The following is an 18788-nucleotide window of genomic DNA, read 5'->3' on the forward strand; positions in this document are numbered from 1 at the left end:
ACTAATTGTTTTAAAACGTCCTTAGGACGTTTGTTAATTTGGAATTAACGTTGACATATTGTCATTCAGTTTTCAATGTTCATTTTTTCAGTAACGTTATCCATTGTAGCACTTCGTGTTTTCGAAGTCAACACTTAATTAACATTACTTTTACAATTTTAAAATGTTTTCTTCATTTCCGCAAGAGTAAGTTTTACACTCTTGATAACTCGTCGTTTTTTAGCGACTTTATTATCTTAGCACCTTCAAAGTGTTAAGTCAATAACTTTTTTTCAGGTTTTTTAAGTGTTTATTTAACTTGTTTTTCTCGCTCACAAAAATATATTCTAACAGGATTTCAGAAAAACGCAAGAGAAAAACGCAGATTTTTTGAAAAAACCTGCGTTTTATTTAGACTTCTTATTTTTTCATTGTTTTAGTGATAACTTTTTGCGCGATTTGTTGATAAATTTCACCAAGTTGATCATCAGGTTGATAAATAGAAGGTGAAAAATCTTTAGGATCCCATGTAGGTTGTGCTAATGGTAATTGACCTAATAAGTCAGCATTAAGTTCATCTGCTAGTTTTTTACCGCCATCTTTACCAAAGATATATTCTTTATTTCCAGTTTCCTTACTTTCGAAATAAGACATGTTTTCAATAACACCTAAAATAGAATGTTCTGTATGTTTTGCCATTGCTCCAGCACGTGCTGCTACAAATGCTGCAGTTGGATGAGGTGTTGTTACGATAATTTCTTTACTTGATGGCAACATTGTATGTACATCCAATGCCACATCACCTGTACCTGGAGGTAAATCTAATAGTAAGTAATCAAGATCTCCCCATTTTACGTCTGTAAAGAAGTTCGTCAACATTTTACCTAGCATTGGTCCACGCCAAATTACAGGTGCATTCTCTTCAACGAAGAATGCCATAGACATTACTTTTACACCATGACGTTCAACTGGTTTTACTGATTTACCTTCAATGCCTGGTTTATTATCGATACCCATCATATCAGGAACACTGAAACCATAAATGTCAGCATCGATTAAACCGACTTTTTTACCTTCACGTGCTAATGCCACAGCAAGGTTAACTGCTACTGTAGATTTACCTACGCCGCCTTTACCAGATGCAATCGCAATAAATTCAACAGGGTTACCTTTTGAAAGTAGACCTTCGATTGTTTGCGGTTGGTCTTCTGCTGGATCATCACCAGTAAACTTAGCAACCGTCTCAGAATCTAATTCTTCAAAACGAATACCAACTGTGTTTGCTCCATTTTCTTTCAATGTTTCAACAATTGCCATTTGCAAGTCTAATTGAGGTTTTCCACCTAATTTTGCCATCGCAATTTTGACACTGACATGTTCAATTTCTTCTTTAATCGTGATATTCACAATACCACCTGTATCTTTAAATGGTACATCTAAAATTGGATCTTTCAGATTCCCCACTAGTTCGTTGACTTGTTCAACTGTTAACAAAGTACGTCACCCCAAATATAAATTAATGTTTACTCTTATTATTTTAACAAACTTAATGTATAAGTGGTAACGAATAATCCAAAGAACTTCCCCTTTCCTAGAAAACCTAACAAAAACCAGCAAAACAATCTATATATTGCTTTGCTGGTTTTATGTTTAAAGATTGATTCAGTTTTAAATTTTACGTGCATTCATTTGCTTTTTAGTTTCACCTTTTATTCTATCTCTAATGAATAAACCTATAATGAAGCCAATTAATACAATAACTGTCACTACACCAAATGATAAATCCACACCACGCGCAATTGCTTCGCGATGGAATAATTCTTTAGAAGCCACTTCATTTGGATTTGGCGCAAATGTTCTTGTACCTAATGTCATTAATGCAACCATAATCGCTGTACCAATTGATGAAGCCATCATACGAGCGAAGTTCATAATTGCTGTACCGTGTGAAATATCTTTATTCGGTAATGCATTGACGCCCGCTGTATTAAGCGGCATCGCAAGTAATGACACTGAGAACATTCTTAACGCATAAATTAATACAAGATACCAGAATGGTGTATCTACTTTTAAGAATGCTAAGACTCCAGTAAATATAGTCAACATGGTAAAGCCGATAATCACTAATGGTCTAACACCGTATTTATCGTAGAACTTACCGGTGTAGATAGACATCACGCCATTGACCACTGCACCAGGTAATATCACAATACCTGATAAGAAAGCTGATAAGCCCATCGCATTTTGTACATAAATGGGAATCAACAGTGCTGGGCCAATCATTGATGTCATTACGATCATTGAACAAATAGCTGATAGCGTAAATGTTTTGTTTTTAAAGACGCGCAAGTTCAAGATTGGATTCTCGATTGTTAATTGACGTTTCACAAACACCCAAATGACAAATAGGCTGGCAATAAATGGTACATAGAACGTCCAGCTGTCAAAGCCTGAAGAACCCGCACTACTGAATGCTAATAACATTACACCGAATCCGATTGTTGAATAAATCACAGATTTCATATCTAATGTAATATCTTTAGGTTCATTGAAGCTTTTAATACTGATTGCTCCGAAGATATATCCAATTAACGCAATCACAGCTACTGCGATAAATGGTGTACGCCAACTTGAAACATCAATAATCAAACCTGAGACTGTAGGTCCGATAGCTGGTGCGAAGGAAATAACGAGACCAGCTAATCCCATTGCGAAGCCACGTTCATTTTTTGGGAAAAGTGTAAATAAAGTGAATTGCATCAACGGCATAATAATGCCTGCACCCATAGCTTGGATGACACGTGCAGTCATTAAAACACCGAAGTTCGGTGCAATTGCCGCTAATATAGTACCAATTAAAAATATTCCCATTGATGCTAAATATAACGGTCTGGTTTTGATTTTATCCATTAAGAAGGCAGTTAAAGGAATCATGACTCCGTTAACTAACATAAAACCAGTTACTAGCCATTGGGATGTGTTCTCTCCAATGTTGAAACTACGCATGATAGCAGGCAGTGCAGTATTAAGTAGCGTTTGGTTTAATATCGCAATGAATGCGCTCGTAATCATAACTGTGACAATCAAATTTCTTTTTTGCTTAGAAATAGTAGCCTGCTCTGGCATAGATATAAACACTCCTTTATAAACTTACCATAATATAATGCACTAAAAATAGTTAGCAAAGCAAACTAATTGCTCATGCAGGTCACTTATTTCTATTCAAGTCTTCACTATCAGGATAAAAGACTTCTTTACATACGTAAAAGAACGCCATAATCAACATAATGACCCAAAAATCAATGTTGATATATGCATAATGAATATGGACTACAAAATAGAACATTACCGTTGTAACGGAGTATGAAATCAAATGAAAGATTTCACCATGAAAATATGGGCTATGCGGCAATTTCTTTTTGAAATAATCCATCAGATATTCTACTAAGAACATTGTGAAGTAACCTAATACAATATAGCTGCCGTAGTAAAATAAGTTTTGGTAGAAACCTTTGTTATATCCGAAATACCCTAGATGCCAAAAAATAAGCAAACGACTCAATCCAAATAATACGAAGCCTAAAAGTGTGAGGAAAATCGCACCGGAAATCACAAACACTAATAGCACAATTAATGTAGATATTAAATTGAATATATTGAATTTCAAGTTTTCCTCACTCCTTTCGCTCTTTCTTTATACACCCGTATAATAACACAATATGATTTAAGTTATTAATTAAAAATATCCCGCATTTCAGCGGGATACCCAATTAGTCGTTTTGCGTTTGATTTCGATAAAAGACTATCCATAATAGGAATAGCATCATAATAAAGATGATAATCAAAACAACGTTATTTAAAATTCTTGCGCCTCCTACAACAAACGGTAAGGCATACATGCCGCCCATGATTGTAGAACCGATAGAATTACCTAAATTCTTAGAAAGAGAATAAAACGACATCATCCGCTTCATTTCTCTCGGTGACGTTTCCTCTTGCACAATCACACTGTCCTTTGTATAAACAATACCGAAACTTGCGCCTGCTAACATCAATGTTGCGGCTAATAATATCGGTGCTGCATGTGTAACAAAGACAATCACACTACATAATAGTAAAGAAGTGAAGGCAACAAGATACAACGCTTTTCTTGTTAACCCTGCTTCAATACGATGTAAATTGAAGTTAATCAACAACCAAGCTGCTGAAATCGGGAAAACCACAAATCCACTTTGGAGTGGCGATAATCCGATTTCTTCTTGTAAGTATATCGGCATGTATAAGTTATAGCCCATTAAGATCATCGCATATATAAAATCAGTAATAAAAATAATAGTGATGCGACGATTAAATTCTTCAATAGGTAAAAACGGTGTCGATACTTGTTTCTCAACTTTGACAAGTTTATAGGCAAATACGATACCAATCACAATCATGATACCTTTCAACCATAGTGATAACGGTGTTGTAATCGCACCTAATATAAAGATAAGGACTAAATAGAAGAAGAACAGACCTTTTTGATCAAATGCTTCTCCACTTGATACTTGTTCCTCATCAAAAATAAAGGTCGTAAATGCCAACACACCAGCAACCACAGCAATCGGAATATTAATAAAGAATAACCAATGCCATGTCGCAAATTCTAAGATTGCACCACCAAGTAAAGGACCGATAATACTTGAAATCCCCCATACACTGCCGACAATCCCCATTATTTTATATCGTAACGGAATTTCAAAGGCAAGTTTCGGTACAATTTGGCTGAGCACCATCATGACACCTGACCCTAAACCTTGGATAAAGCGAGAGATAATTAATAAAGTAAATGTACTGCTTAATCCAGACATCAAACTACCAACACTGAATAATAACAGTCCACCAATCGTTACATGTATAAGTTTAAAACGCGAAAGCAACTCCCCGACTAATGGATTCACAATAACTAAGGCAATAAAATAAATTGAGAACACAAGCGAAATCGAGCTCGTCACGTTTAAATCTGTTTTGATTGTAGGCAATGCTAAAGAAATGATAGATGTTTCGATAGCCGCCATAAACATAATTAAAATCAATGCGGTCACTACACCGATTGACTTCAAATCCATTTTCACACTTTGACACCTCTTTCTTTTTCTCAAATAAGAAAGAGGTCAAGGCTTCTATTCAACAAAAGCCTCAGCCTCTCCCCCTACATAAAATATAAAATTCCGATGAAATGACATAACGATGCTATCACAATAAAGATATGCCAGATCATATGAAAGTACGGACGATTCTTTTGTGCATAGAACCATGCACCAATCGTATAAGCAATACCGCCAAGCAAAATAAATAACATAAATTGCCATGAGGCTTCTCTCCAAATAATCGGAAGATATAAAATGCCGACCCAACCCATAATTAAATACATGAACAAACTGAGTTTAGGATTTACATTTTCAGCAATTGCTTTATACAAAATGCCCCATATCGTAATTCCCCATAGCAACACCATTATAATCCAGCCGAACCATCCGCCGACTACGACTAATGATACTGGTGTATAGGTACCAGATATTGCTATATAAATCATACTGTGATCGATAATACGCATAATATATTTATGCGGTGAGTTATTTTGCATCACATGATAAATCGTTGATGAAATCAGCATTAAAAAGATACTGATGACATATATAGATACACTGACTGATGCCAATGTACCGCCATGAATATAACTATGGACTGCCGCATAAGGCAATACGATTAGTGTAATCAAAGCCGCTGCCCCATGTGAGACTGCATTACCGATTTCTTCACCGAATGATAAAGGAATAATATCTTTAAAACGATTGAGACCACGTTCACTATGTGTATTTGAAGTCTGTTTCAACTATGACTCCACCTTTACAGTTAAATAAGATTTAAGCGTTTTAAATCTTGCGTTGCAGTTTCTACACTATCTTTGCCTTCACGATTTTTTAAAGGTGAAAACTCTTCTTCTCTAGGAACTTGCAGTGTAATAAAACTAGTTGCGTATTTAAAGATATCAAAATAGAACAGTTCAAATTTCAATGCAGGTGCTTTCACTACATTAAAGTCTTCATCTAATTGATTCAATTGTTTGATTGCTAAATGATATGGCAATTCACGATTGACTGCTGATTGGATAAATGCAAGTTTGAACGCATGAATACCGATATTCGCATTATGGAATGCATTTACATCTGAATCACCAAGTTCTGAGTATTCTAAGACACTATCTTTACAGTCAATATTGACTAAACGTCCAACACTTTCACCTTGTTTTGGTTCAATAGATTTTGTGCTGATATCACGATTAGCTTCTGCAGTAAATCCTGCAAAAACTGGATCCAATACACGTGCTAAAACATTATCAATATTGTTCATAAAGATAAACTTCACACCGTCTTCTTCCATTTTATCAAGATAGCCGTATGCATCTAACGCTTTAAATACGCCGCCATTTCCGTTTGGCGTTTCCATTACTTCAGCATTTTCTGTTAAGACAATCTCGCCTTTTTCGTTTAAAGCGACAATATTATCTTGTTTGAAGAAATGGATATAGTCAGGGTTATAGCCAAAATAGTTTTGTTGTTCAAAGAATTCTTGCGTTGCTTCATCATTGATATCGCTAGTCATAATATACCAGTCAATTGTACGTCCAGTTTCTTCGGCTAATTTTAATAGCTGTCTTGCTTGTAGTTCAAATAAGCTGACACCTTCAATTTCAAATGAACCTTTCGGACCATCATAACCAAGACGTGTACCTTGGCCACCTGCCATTAAGACAACCGCAAATTCACCCTTCTTAATCGCATCGATACCTTGAGCATAAAAGTTATTTAATTCTTCTGTTGAATAATCTTTGCGTACTCTATATTTAACTTCAGTCGCTTCAGATACTTCTTCAGTTTTATTTTGAGATTGTTCTACATAAAGTGATTCATACAAATCTAAAATTGCAGATAAGTCTAATGATTGTAATTTAGAAGCAATATTTTCTTTTTCGTTGGAACTCATTAATTTCTCCAATTCTAACAAATGTTGCTGATTGAATTTCTCTAATTTATTCTTATCTAACATGATACCTCTCCTTAAGTTTCTCCGCGATTACCAAGGGTTCTGTCTTTAAATATGTATTTGGCCAACATAAACCCTTCAATATTCTTGAATTATATCACAAATCAATTTTTCAAGCTTGAACCCCCACTTTAAAAAAGCAGAGGTTCTTAAAATCTTCTTTAATCATGTCGACAACACCTTGTCGTTCATTCTTTTATATATTCAAATGAAACCAGTGCATGAACCATTGATTGATGACTTCGCGGAATATAACATATGTTCCGCCAAAAGTAAATGCAGTGGCCAGTGATAAATCTACCATTCCACCAGTTTTAAATTGCATCGGCAGTTTAACTGATAATGGAAATGGATATAATAACTTAACACCTCTCGGCGTCAACATATCTAGAATGATATGAGAAACCATACCGCCGATAATTGCTGTCATATATACAGGAGGTGTATGTATAGTAGATAACAGCAACGCCACAAGTAGCGTAAATAAAATTGAATGTGTAAATGTTCGATGACCGAACAAAAGACGAACAATTAAGCTTAAAAACTTAAAACGACGCCCGATTTTACTTTGTGCATGACAAATGTCAGGCAATAAGCTTCCAGCCCCTGCTAAGACTACAGTGGTGATAGAAGTAAATAAATCGGGATGATAATAGTTGATGGCGAGTGTTCCTATGAGAAACCCGCATGATAAGTGTGTTTTCCCTGTCATCTCTATACTCCTTTCTAGTTGTTTTATTTTATCACAATTTCTTAATAAACACGAACATATTTTCGGACTGTATGTTCGGTTTTTAATTAGTATGACACATTTATAAAAAAGTATCTCACATTACTTGAAAACGGTTTCCAAATAGTGTATGATAGCAATACAAAAATAATTAAAGGATGTGTTCCATAATGGCAATGACAGTAAAGAAAAATAATGACGAAGTTCGTATCCAATGGAGAGTAGCAGACATCAAAATCCCAACAGCAGATATTAAAAACATTAGAGAAGATCAAGATATCCATGCGGTACCAGAAGACGATGGCAGAGAGGTATCTCGTATTGGTTCTACATTTGGTAAAACTAACCGCGTTATTATTGATACTGATGATCACGAATACATCATCTTCACTTTCAATGACAAGAAAGTCTATAATGAACTCACAAAATAAATGAATTAAAAAAGTATAAACTAAAACCCTCCGCTTCTAATTCTGAAGTGGAAGGTTTTTTATTGATTAAGTTCTTTTAACTTAATCTGTTAATATATCCCTATTTTCAATATAATACATGCTGCATAGTACGATAATACCTATGATTTGAACTACTGTTATCAAGTGAATATTTGGAATGATAAATCCAATGACTGTAGTTACTAAGATAATGCCAATATACAGACCTTTTTTCTTTGTAATATTGCGATGTAAAATCGTATCAAAGAATACACCAAATAAGAAAACACAAAATGCGACGGTATAACCGATGCCTTCCGCAAAACTTAAAGAATGATCTGATAAGCCTTTATTCATAATCAAGAAAATAAAGTTTGCAGAATAAATAATGAATAAATGCAGGAACATCGTTAAAAAGCCTGTTGCTTCATCTTTCTCCTGATCCAAGCTACCTTTGTAATGGAACGTATAAATCACAAATAAACTAATGACCATTAAGAAATAGACAACATCTAGTGCTTTAAATTGTGAAAGTTCCATATTATTGACGATTTGAACAATCCCTTCTCCAAATAATAAAATCATAAACAAACTCAGTCGTTCAGTTAAATGTTTAAAAATAACTGGATTCTCTTTAGATGCATTCGCAAAAAATGCAGGGAATGTGGCTGAAATCACGATACCGATAAAATATACCCAAAAGTTAATGCCTTTAGGTAGAAGTAAACCGACTACCGAAAACATGACTGTTAAAACAAGACCTGTTACATACACCTTTAAGAAACGTGCATTAATAGAATGGTCCACAAATTTATAACTTAAAAAATACTGAATTATAATACTGATAAAGATAACTGTAGTTGTTGATGCAAACGCAACAAATGTTTCTTGGAAATTACCATTAATCGCTTTAGACAGATATAAAATCAGAAACATATCTATAAATAAAAAGACATATTGATACCATTTCTGTTCAAAGAATCGATTGACCAGCAATGTATGATAAATCCAAATTGAGAAAAATACTAAAAACAACATAAAATTTTTACCAAGACTTTCCAAGTCGACTAATGAAGTAGAAATATGTTCCACTGTAATATTAATTGTCGAAAGTACATAAACAAAGACCAAATCAAAAAACAGTTCGGCCATACTGACTTCTTTTTTCTTCATTCACTTTTCCCCTATTAATTAAGATTCTTCTTTTTCTTTTTAAATATTGTACCACATGTTTTATAATCAAAATACTGATAACTACACACAATGAACATACAAAAAATCGGGTAAAGAAGATTAACAATAATTTTGAAAGGATGATAGTCTTGTATATTGTCACAAACCAAATAGAAGTGAAAAAAGGCTTTGCTGAAAAAATGGCAGTTCGCTTTACTTCCAACCCTCAATTAAAAGAAATGCCAGGATTTCATCGTGTTGAAGTTTCTTTAGTAGAAGGTGGTCAAAAAGATACTGAGTTCATGCATGTTTCAACATGGTGGGCATCTCAAGATGATTTTGAAAATTGGAAGAATAGCGATGCTTTCAAACAAGCACATCAACGCCCTAAATCTTCTGAGTCAAATGCCTCATCAGAATCTCCTGTTGTCGGAAACAACGTAGTAAAATCTCGTGTGTTGTCATCTTTAGGTACATTAGAATAATAAAAAAAGCTGAGTCGAGCAGTTTCTACTGCAAGACTCAGCTTTTATATTTAGAAGTATAAATGTGCCATTAAAGCAATAATTGGTAATACGATAATCGTTCTGAATAAGAAAATCACAAATAATTTCCAGACACTGACAGGAATCTTAGAACCTAAGATAACCCCACCGACTTCTGATAAGTAAATCAATTGTGAAATACTCAATGCACCGACAACAAATAAGGTAATTTGACTCTTCACACCATCAATTAAAATTGAAGGTAAGAACATATCCGCAAATCCAATCAACATAGTTTCAGATGCTCGTTCTGCTTCAGGAATGTGTAAGAGTTCAAGCAGCGGTACAAAAGGTTTCCCAATAATCTCAAAGACAGGTGTATATGTTGCGATAATCGTCGCAAGTGTCCCGATTGCCATAACAACTGGTAAAATTGCGAACCACATATCTGCAACAGTGACCAACCCTGATTTAAAGAATTGCAAAAGGCCTGGTGATTTGATTCCTTTTTCAGTCGCTAGATTAAATCCATGTTTGAAAGCTGATATGCCTTCAGGTTTAGATTCATCTTTCGCATATTCACTGTTTTCAACCGCATATTCATCTGGTACACTGCGTAACGGCCAAATTCTCGGCATAATCACTGCAGCAACTAAACAAGAAACGATAACTGTTAAATAGAAATAGAAGAAATGATTCTGCATCCCTACTGTTTCAGCCACTACAATCGCAAACGTCAGTGAAACAACACTGAATGTTGTTGAAATAACGGTCGCTTCACGTCTAGAGTAAAAGCCTTGATCATATTGCTTACTTGTAATGATAACACCAACTGTACCATCACCGATAAATGATGCAAGGTTATCCACTGTAGAACGGCCAGGCAAAGTGAATAATGGTCGCATGACTGGTCTGAAAATCGGTCCTAACATTTCTAATAAACCGAATTCCATAAGTAACGGTAAAAAGAGTGCCGCAAAAAAGAACACTGAGAATAACGTCGGCAATAAACTAGAAAAGATTAAATTTCCAGTATCGTCTGAATAAATCACTTTTGTACCAATATGTAAAAATGTCATCCATGCAAACACTACCGCTAATAATCTGACAACCAACCAAATCGGCGTCACATTAAACGTATTATTCAATAACCCATCAGACTTTAAGCGCTTCTTTAAGAAAGTCGAACAGCATAAAGTCAAAATACCAGATAATGTAATTACAATTAAAATTAAATACGGCATTGCTGGACCTAATACGTCCTTCAACCAACCTGCTAAAAATGCTACCAATAATGTCGTTTGTTGCTTTCCGTCTTGTGTCACCGGCACCGGTACTAAGAACAACATGATACCGAGCAATGACATGATAATGAACTTCAAACGTCCCTTGAAGATTTCTGATTTTGTATATTTTTCCATAGTCTCTCCCTTTCATTACAATACATTATAAGCGTATTGTAATGGTTAAGCAATAAGAATTTTAATACTTATACATAAATCTGTATAAATTTAACACCTTCAAATTCTAATACCCCAACTTCCCCATAAAAAAACTGCCTCTCATGTTAATAAGAGACAGTTGTCTATTTCCCTATTACATTTTGCGTAAAACATAAATAAAGTATGGCGCACCGACAATCGCAATAATCACACCGACTGGGATGTCTAACGGCGGATGAATGCCGCGTGCTAATGTATCACTGACTATAATTAAAATCGCACCGACTAATCCAGACATCATAATGATATGAATATGTTTATGGCCGACAATCGAACGTGCAATATGTGGTGCAATCAATCCTAAGAAACTCAGTCCGCCGACAACCGCAATAGAAGAACCTGCCAGCATAACCGCAAGTATCAACATTACCATTTTAACTGAACGAACTCTCGTACCAAGCGCAGTCGCTACTTGATCACCTAAATGAATAATATCTAAACGTTGCGCAAAAAATAAGATAAGCGGTACGGTCACAATAAACCACGGCAAGATTGAAATCACATGGTCCATGGAACGTCCGAATAAACTTCCTGTTAACCATACTAAAGCTAAGTTGGCTTCTAATGGGAATCGAATGAGTAAGTATTGCACAATTGCCATACAAATCGCACCGATGGCTAAACCGATTAACGCTAAGTTTGAACCTTGGACTTCTTTACGTGCGATTAAATAAGATAATAATAAGCTGATGACTAAAGCTCCGATAAACGAAGCAACCGGCAATACATAAATCGGTGCTTTCGGGAAGAGAATCAAGACTGAAACAGCTGCTAAACTCGCACCTTTAGTAATCCCGATAACATCTGGTGATGCTAAAGGATTTCGTACAACACCTTGAATTACTGCACCTGAAATTGCTAAACTGCTGCCGACTAATAAACCGACATAAAGTCTTGGTTCTCGGTATTCATTGACGATAAAGTCATCTTGCATAATCCAGCCTTTGAGGGCTTGAAGCGGATTTACAAATACGGCACCCACACATAATGAGAAGATGGAAACGACGATCAATATCGCAATCACAATTATATATTTACGCCCTAAATGTCTTGTCATACTCGTTTCACTCCTCTCAATGTTAAGCCTAAGAAGTAAACTGCACCGACGAAGGATGTCACAATACCGACCGGTGTCTCAAATGGAAATGCAATTAAACGGCTGATGACATCTGATAATAATAAAATGGCAGCACCGAAAATCATCGTCAGCGGTATAATCACAAAGTAATTATGAGAAGTATAATATTTTACAATGTGCGGAACAATCAAACCGATAAATCCGATAGGTCCGGCAATTGAAACGGATGCTCCGGCTAAAATTACCACCAACACCCCTAACAATAATCGGGTTAATTTAATGTTTTGACCTAGTCCTCGTGCTAACTCATCGCCAAGTTCTAACACTGAAATTTGACGTGCCATGAATAATGCACCGATGAACGCACCGATAATCCATGGTGTGATAGACAATACATCTCCCCATTTCAATGTTGAGAGTGTACCGACTAACCAGAAATAAACTGTCGTTGTAGAATCTTCATTTAATAAAATGATACCTTGTGTCAAACTTGTAAAGAACAAATGAACAGTCATACCAGCTAAAGCTAATTTGACTGGTGTCATGCCTTTCGTTGAGTCAGACAACATATAAACAATACTACCGCCAATAAACGCGCCGATAAACGCAAGTAATGTTGAAATTGAAGTCAATACCGGAAAGATGACTGTAATCACAACAATAATAAATGATGCTCCGGCATTCACACCGAAGATTTGCGGAGATGCCAATGGGTTACGCGTCATTGCCTGCATAAATAAACCAGCAACTGCTAAAGCTGCACCAATCAATAGCCCGCCTGCCATTCTTGGCATACGGATATTATGTATAATAAATGTATTTTTCGTGTCATGATGCCATATTAAATAATCTGCAATATCTTTAAATTTCATATGTGTTGTGCCGACAGTCAAATTGAAATACATCACGATAAAAAGAAAGCACACACTCCCGATAAAGAGGAGTGTGGTGCGTTTTCTTTGTTTCTTTTCAATAAGGCTGTGGCTAGATTGGTTTGTCATAGCCATTCACCCTTCTAATCATCTTAATCGCTTATTTGTTGTTTTGTTCTTTAGATAGTTCTACTAACTCTTTCGCAATTTCTTCTGATGAAATTAAACCACGAGAACGAGACCAAGTACTACGATCTACAGTGTAAACACGTTTATGTTTAACTGCGTCGATTGTTTGCCATACTTTGTCATTTTGTTGTTTCTCTAATAATGGTTTATCTTTTTCATCAATCATGATGAACATTTGTTTTGGATTTACTTTCGCAATTTGTTCCGTACTCATTTTCAAGTATGGACCATCTAGGTATTTAGGTAAATCTTTTGATACATCTTTATTTAATGCTTCTTTAAAGCCTAATTGATGGAACACTTGACCAACATAAGATTTATCTGAGTGCGCCATAATATCTGTTTTAGTTAATACAGCAGGTAAAGCAGCTAAGTCTTTATCTAAAGTAATATCTTTTGAGTATTTATCCATTTTCTTATTATGTTCGTCTAAACGTTTTTCGCCTTCTTTTTCTTTATTCAAGGCTTTTGCGATTGTTTTGAATGATTCGATGTTTGCATCATAGTCACCATCAAAACTTGGTAATAAGATAGTTGGTGCAATTTTGTTTAATTCTTTATAAATACCTTTATGGCGTTGTGCATCCGCAATAATCAAGTCAGGTTTTTCTTTACTGATTACTTCTAAGTTTGGTTGTTTACGTGTACCGACTGATTCGTAATTTCCGATTTTCTCACGGATAGGTTTGATAATACGATCTTTTTTATTATCGTCTGCAACCCCTACAGGTTTCACATCTAATGCAGCTAAAGCATCAACGAATGAATATTCTAAAGCAACGACACGTTTCGCATCTTTTTTCACTTTCGTTGTGCCCGCTTCATTTTTTACTGCGATTGTATCATCTGAAGATTTACTATCAGACTCTTTTGAACTATCTTTGCTGTTATTGCCGCAAGCCGCAACGACAGTCAAAGCAAGTACTAACATAAGAATACCAAGAAACTTTAATCTATTCATGTTTCCACTCCTTCATATTGTTAGATGCTCTATGAGGCAACAAATGAAATGTAGCTGAAGGTCAACTCAGTTATCTTTCTCGTTCCAAGTTATGTATGAAGGTCGTATGTATCTACGTACCATCCATTTAGATATATCCCATTTATCGCTCATTCAATCATCTTACTTTTTATTTTATTGATAACGATTCTCAATGTCAACATGGTTTTAGCAATAATAAACAAAAAACCGAACAAATTTTGTTCGGTTTACAATATTGTCAATTTTTTTGCCTATATCTATCAAGGATTAATTTGAACATGATCATGATTGACTTCAAAATGGTCCACTAAAATTTGTACACCAGCATCTCTGATATACACATGTTTCAGCGTCTTTTGATACATACTTTGTGCTAATGCATTATAACCTAGCGTAAACTCAATGATATCTCCTGTTTGATAATAATCTGTGTTTTGTAAATCAATCATGAGGTGATCACTTGTCGCACCCATAATTTTCACTTGATCATTTAAAGGAGTAATATCTTCTATCACAGTATCAATATGACCGATGTCTAAGATGGCCTGTAAATATGAACGATCATGTTGAATATCTATTCTTGGTTTGACTTCTATAATTTCTGCTTTCAAAGTAATCGCATTTTGGAAGAGATAATGAATCGGCTTTTGATCTACTGTACTGATACCGCGAAACAATGACTCACCTATTCTTAAATGGTTGATTCTGCCGAACGTACAATAATCAAGTAATGGTAACGCACTTGAGTTGCCACCTGAAATCATTTTTAAAGTATAACCCATTTCTTTTTCAACTGTTTGTACAAATTGATTCATACGTAAAATATCTTCTTCAGTCGGCGGAATATCTAAAAAGCACATAAAATTAAAAGCCAGTCCTGTTAAACATATATGAGACATATACATGATTTCTTCTATGTACTTAACAACGTCATACGTTAAGACACCTTCACGACTGTCCTTCCAATCTACCATTAATAATATTTTATGTTTTTTGCCCATTGATTTTGCAGTTTCATTCAATAAGCGAATTGTTTCAAGATCCGTTTGTATACTAATATCAGTTTTCTCAATACAATCTTCTAATTCACTGCGATTAGGCGTGCGGATCAACATATAAGAGAGTGCACCGTCATGAATTTGGTCAATATTGACCATACGTGCGTCACCCATCTGATCAAAACCAAGTGTTTTCAATGATTCAACAATCAGCTTATCTCCAGCGATACATTTAATCACTGGCATCATTTCTAAATTTCTTTGTGCCAGCTTTTCTTTCAACATCAATGCATTGAATTGGATTTTGGCTAAATCTATTTCTACATAAGCCATGGGGTTCACTCTCCTTCTTTCAATGGGTTATCTAAAATCGTATTTACGTATTTTTTTACTTTGCCTTCCATGCGCATTCTTAATAAAGATTTCACAGTAATCGTCGTTCCAAAGAGAATTTGGTTCAAGACTGTCGCATGTGGTTTATTCGGATCAATCGCATGGCGTGTAATTTCTTGAACAATCGTAAACAACTCTTGTTCTGTCACATCCTCATGCTGACTCAAATGATAAATTAATTCACCCATTTGATTTTGAATGACTGCGTGTTGAAATTTCGCAATCACCGCTTCAATATCTTCCGCAATTAAGCTTTCATTCTCAACTTTGACATTTGGAATTTTCTCTTTCATCGTTTCTAAATCTATACGAGAGCCGCCTAAATCTCTGACCATAAAGGCCATTTTATAGTCCTTGCCAAGTTTCACAATTGTATTTTGCATGTGCGCTTCTAACGCAATGCCATACTCTTGGATATAGGCAATTAATGGTGGGATTAAAGTATGTGCATAGACTGTCATGAAATGCTTGATTGATTGTGCTGAAATTTCACGATCAACCCATTCTAAGTAACTGTCCACCACTTTCATGTCATCTACAGGATTTTGATTTACTAAACTTGCGGTTACGACAGTTACACCTTCACCATCAATCATCGGGCGTTCTCTGACAATATAAGCTAATTGTCGTGCTTGGTCTGGTTCAATAGCTGCATGTAAGCCGAACGGTTCTCTCGCCACTTTAAGTTGCGGATAGACGTTCAACATATCTTGTAATTCATAACTTAATTTCGGTCCATCTACTGTCGTAACAGAAGAAACTGTACGAATGGCACTCGTTGCCTGAACTTGAACTGGCAATTTAATATGATAAGGACGCTCTAATAACGCCATCGTTCTAAATGATAAAGTTGCCTTTGACTTCAAAGTGATGGGTGTCGGTATTAAACGTTGTTCCTGAATCCAAGTTTTAAATTGTTCTACAATGACATGTTCATATTGCCATGGATGAATTATGACAATTTCAAAGTCATCGATATCATAACCGAGCGCTTTCGCATAATCTTTCAATTGGGCTTTATCATCTTTTAGAACTTCATTCAATATGAAATCAGGATCAGAAGAAGCGCTGGTTGTCACTGCATCTTCTTTTCTCAGCAACATGACTTTTAATGGAATGATTTGTTCGAACTCTGGCGCATAACGCATCACTTCTTCGTTCGTTAAAGGCAGTTTGGTTTTGGATAATGGATGAGTCGGATGTCCTTCGACAACTAAACTCTCTGAATATAATAAATCATCCATTTCACCTAATGCATTCATATGCGACATCCAAGCAAAATAATTCAAGCTCACTGGCATTCTCGAAAATTTCATACTATCTTGAATGAGCTGATGGCGTTTCTCCATTTGTGCATAAGTTAAATCAAAGCCACGTCGACTATGAATCAACTCTTGTTTTAAACGAGTCGGGAACACTACGTCAAAATCTTGTTCTAGCGTGTCGATTAGTTGTTCTAAGGATGCTATCGTCTGTTGTTTGTCTCCCTCTTGCAGTTCCAGCGGCCCTTGCATTTGATAGCGTTCAAATGCATATACACCATTAATGCTGACTGAGAGTACTTTACCTTGATATTGAACTTCTAACCGATGATTTTGTTTCGTAATACGTGTGCCTTCGTTAAAAATGTGTTCTTTAATCATGGCGTTGAATACACGATGCTGCATATTGATATCTGCTTGTTGTAATGTTGTTTGTCTCATATTACACTTCCTCTATTCTTAAGTTCTTTCATCCCATAAAAGAGTGCTGCAATGAGTAATGTACTAAGACCCATTGTAATAAATGTCGGTACAATGCCGATAAGTTCTGTTAATGCACTCATAATAACTGCACCTAATGGAATCATGCCGCGATCCATCATCACAATACTTAAAATTCTGCCACGTCTTTCAGGTTCAATATGTGTTTGAAAATATACACGATTCGTTGTCCGTGCACATTGACTAAATAAACCGATTAAAAAGATAAAGCCGAACAGCAGAATTGTATTCGGCATAACTACCATCAGTAATGCGATACCAAACAGGATAGAACTTAAATAGTATACATTAATTGAATAAAATAATTTCAGTATCTGCGGCAATAATAACGTTGCGGTAATACCACCGATAGCACTGAAGGTCATTGCGATGCCAAAGACTGAAGCCTGACCAGGAAAATTCAAACTGGTTAATACCGGTAATAAGGTGGTATAAGAGAAGCCAGTGGCCATAATCAACACTGACGTAATAAAGATATGGAGTCCTTGTCCATGTGTTTTAAAATAATCTTTGACGACCGTTGCAGAGAAACGTGCTGCACCTTCTTCATCTGAAGCTGAAGCGACTTTGAAATGAAGTGGCAAGCATAACAGCATAGCACCTATGTAAACCAAGGTTTGTGCTAAAAATGCATATTTCACATTCAACACTGCGATAATGCCCCCTGCAATCGCTGGTCCGATTGATCGACAAATATTAATGATAAACGAATGATACGATACTGCTTTGACTGTACTGATTTTATCAGATAAATCAGGCAAAATCGCCTGTCTGACAGGTGTCTCTACAGCATTAAGTATGCCCCTTAAACAAGCATAAATCAAAATAATATATATAGGTAATTCCCTGTATTCAAAGCTCAACAAACATAAGATTGCTGTTAAAGTTGTAGAACCTGTGACAGTTATTCGAATTAATCTCCCTCTATCGAATTTATCAGCTAAAGCCCCTGCCCAGATACTTAGAAATAAGATTGGTATCAGTCTGACGAAATTGACCAATCCCAAATAAAAAGCATTGTGATATTGTTCGTATACATACCAATTTAATGCGATTTGTCCGATCCAATTCCCCAAAAACAGTAGGAATGAACTTGGGAAAAAATATTTTGCCATTTTTTATTCCAC

At 35.5% G+C, this 18788-nt stretch carries 17 protein-coding genes; 2 read left to right on the forward strand and 15 right to left on the reverse strand.

The window, feature by feature from the left end:
• Nucleotides 1-399: 399 nt before the first annotated feature.
• The 7 genes from salA to CD112_RS00620 form a co-directional block, all read right to left on the reverse strand.
• Nucleotides 400-1473 carry an iron-sulfur carrier protein/transcriptional regulator SalA gene (gene salA, locus CD112_RS00590; protein WP_002479500.1) on the reverse strand — a complete coding sequence of 358 codons (1074 nt, stop codon included), beginning with the start codon at nucleotides 1471-1473 and terminating at the stop codon, nucleotides 400-402.
• A gap of 174 nt (nucleotides 1474-1647) precedes the next feature.
• Nucleotides 1648-3105 carry an MDR family MFS transporter gene (locus tag CD112_RS00595; protein ID WP_002479502.1) on the reverse strand — a complete coding sequence of 486 codons (1458 nt, stop codon included), beginning with the start codon at nucleotides 3103-3105 and terminating at the stop codon, nucleotides 1648-1650.
• An 82-nt stretch (nucleotides 3106-3187) separates the two neighbouring features.
• Nucleotides 3188-3646 (reverse strand): SepA family multidrug efflux transporter, encoded by a 459-nt coding sequence (locus CD112_RS00600; protein ID WP_002479503.1) that lies wholly within the window; start codon nucleotides 3644-3646, stop codon nucleotides 3188-3190.
• A gap of 103 nt (nucleotides 3647-3749) precedes the next feature.
• Nucleotides 3750-5087, reverse strand: a complete 1338-nt coding sequence (sdrM, locus tag CD112_RS00605; RefSeq protein ID WP_031262411.1) for a multidrug efflux MFS transporter SdrM — start codon at nucleotides 5085-5087, stop codon at nucleotides 3750-3752.
• An 83-nt stretch (nucleotides 5088-5170) separates the two neighbouring features.
• Complete coding sequence (trhA, locus tag CD112_RS00610) at nucleotides 5171-5854, reverse strand: PAQR family membrane homeostasis protein TrhA (protein WP_023014942.1); 684 nt, start codon at nucleotides 5852-5854, stop codon at nucleotides 5171-5173.
• A gap of 20 nt (nucleotides 5855-5874) precedes the next feature.
• Nucleotides 5875-7068: a UTP--glucose-1-phosphate uridylyltransferase gene (locus tag CD112_RS00615; RefSeq protein WP_023014943.1), complete on the reverse strand. Its 1194-nt coding sequence runs from the start codon at nucleotides 7066-7068 to the stop codon at nucleotides 5875-5877.
• 193 nt (nucleotides 7069-7261) lie between these two features.
• Nucleotides 7262-7777, reverse strand: a complete 516-nt coding sequence (locus CD112_RS00620) for a metal-dependent hydrolase (RefSeq protein ID WP_002479507.1) — start codon at nucleotides 7775-7777, stop codon at nucleotides 7262-7264.
• A gap of 188 nt (nucleotides 7778-7965) precedes the next feature.
• Between CD112_RS00620 and CD112_RS00625 the strand changes: the two genes are divergently transcribed.
• Nucleotides 7966-8226 (forward strand): SunI/YnzG family protein, encoded by a 261-nt coding sequence (locus CD112_RS00625; RefSeq protein ID WP_002479508.1) that lies wholly within the window; start codon nucleotides 7966-7968, stop codon nucleotides 8224-8226.
• Between the two features lie 81 nt (nucleotides 8227-8307).
• Here the strand turns inward: CD112_RS00625 and CD112_RS00630 are convergent, their stop codons facing one another.
• Nucleotides 8308-9399, reverse strand: coding sequence for a low temperature requirement protein A (locus CD112_RS00630; RefSeq protein WP_103363686.1), 1092 nt, complete (start codon nucleotides 9397-9399; stop codon nucleotides 8308-8310).
• 149 nt (nucleotides 9400-9548) lie between these two features.
• Between CD112_RS00630 and CD112_RS00635 the strand changes: the two genes are divergently transcribed.
• Nucleotides 9549-9884: a heme oxygenase gene (locus tag CD112_RS00635; protein ID WP_103363687.1), complete on the forward strand. Its 336-nt coding sequence runs from the start codon at nucleotides 9549-9551 to the stop codon at nucleotides 9882-9884.
• Nucleotides 9885-9934: 50 nt separating this feature from the next.
• On the opposite strand, the gene CD112_RS00640 is transcribed toward CD112_RS00635, so the two are convergent.
• From CD112_RS00640 to CD112_RS00670, 7 genes are all read right to left on the reverse strand, one after another.
• Nucleotides 9935-11305, reverse strand: a complete 1371-nt coding sequence (locus tag CD112_RS00640) for a YjiH family protein (RefSeq protein ID WP_002479511.1) — start codon at nucleotides 11303-11305, stop codon at nucleotides 9935-9937.
• Nucleotides 11306-11480: 175 nt separating this feature from the next.
• A complete protein-coding gene (locus tag CD112_RS00645) occupies nucleotides 11481-12443 on the reverse strand; it encodes a FecCD family ABC transporter permease (RefSeq protein ID WP_002479512.1) in 963 nt (320 codons plus the stop codon).
• Nucleotides 12440-13465, reverse strand: a complete 1026-nt coding sequence (locus tag CD112_RS00650; RefSeq protein ID WP_083309986.1) for a FecCD family ABC transporter permease — start codon at nucleotides 13463-13465, stop codon at nucleotides 12440-12442. The genes CD112_RS00645 and CD112_RS00650 overlap by 4 nt, the downstream gene beginning before the upstream one ends.
• A gap of 31 nt (nucleotides 13466-13496) precedes the next feature.
• Nucleotides 13497-14486 carry an ABC transporter substrate-binding protein gene (locus tag CD112_RS00655; protein ID WP_002479514.1) on the reverse strand — a complete coding sequence of 330 codons (990 nt, stop codon included), beginning with the start codon at nucleotides 14484-14486 and terminating at the stop codon, nucleotides 13497-13499.
• Between the two features lie 281 nt (nucleotides 14487-14767).
• Nucleotides 14768-15838 carry an alanine racemase gene (locus CD112_RS00660; RefSeq protein ID WP_070626363.1) on the reverse strand — a complete coding sequence of 357 codons (1071 nt, stop codon included), beginning with the start codon at nucleotides 15836-15838 and terminating at the stop codon, nucleotides 14768-14770.
• 5 nt (nucleotides 15839-15843) lie between these two features.
• Nucleotides 15844-17601, reverse strand: a complete 1758-nt coding sequence (locus CD112_RS00665) for an IucA/IucC family protein (protein WP_070626364.1) — start codon at nucleotides 17599-17601, stop codon at nucleotides 15844-15846.
• The gene (locus CD112_RS00670; protein WP_103363688.1) at nucleotides 17598-18776 is read right to left on the reverse strand and encodes an MFS transporter; all 1179 of its coding nucleotides are present in this window, start codon (nucleotides 18774-18776) and stop codon (nucleotides 17598-17600) included. The genes CD112_RS00665 and CD112_RS00670 overlap by 4 nt, the downstream gene beginning before the upstream one ends.
• Nucleotides 18777-18788: the final 12 nt, after the last annotated feature.

This window comes from Staphylococcus simulans, from assembly GCF_002902285.1.
Taxonomy (GTDB): Bacteria; Bacillota; Bacilli; order Staphylococcales; family Staphylococcaceae; genus Staphylococcus; species Staphylococcus simulans.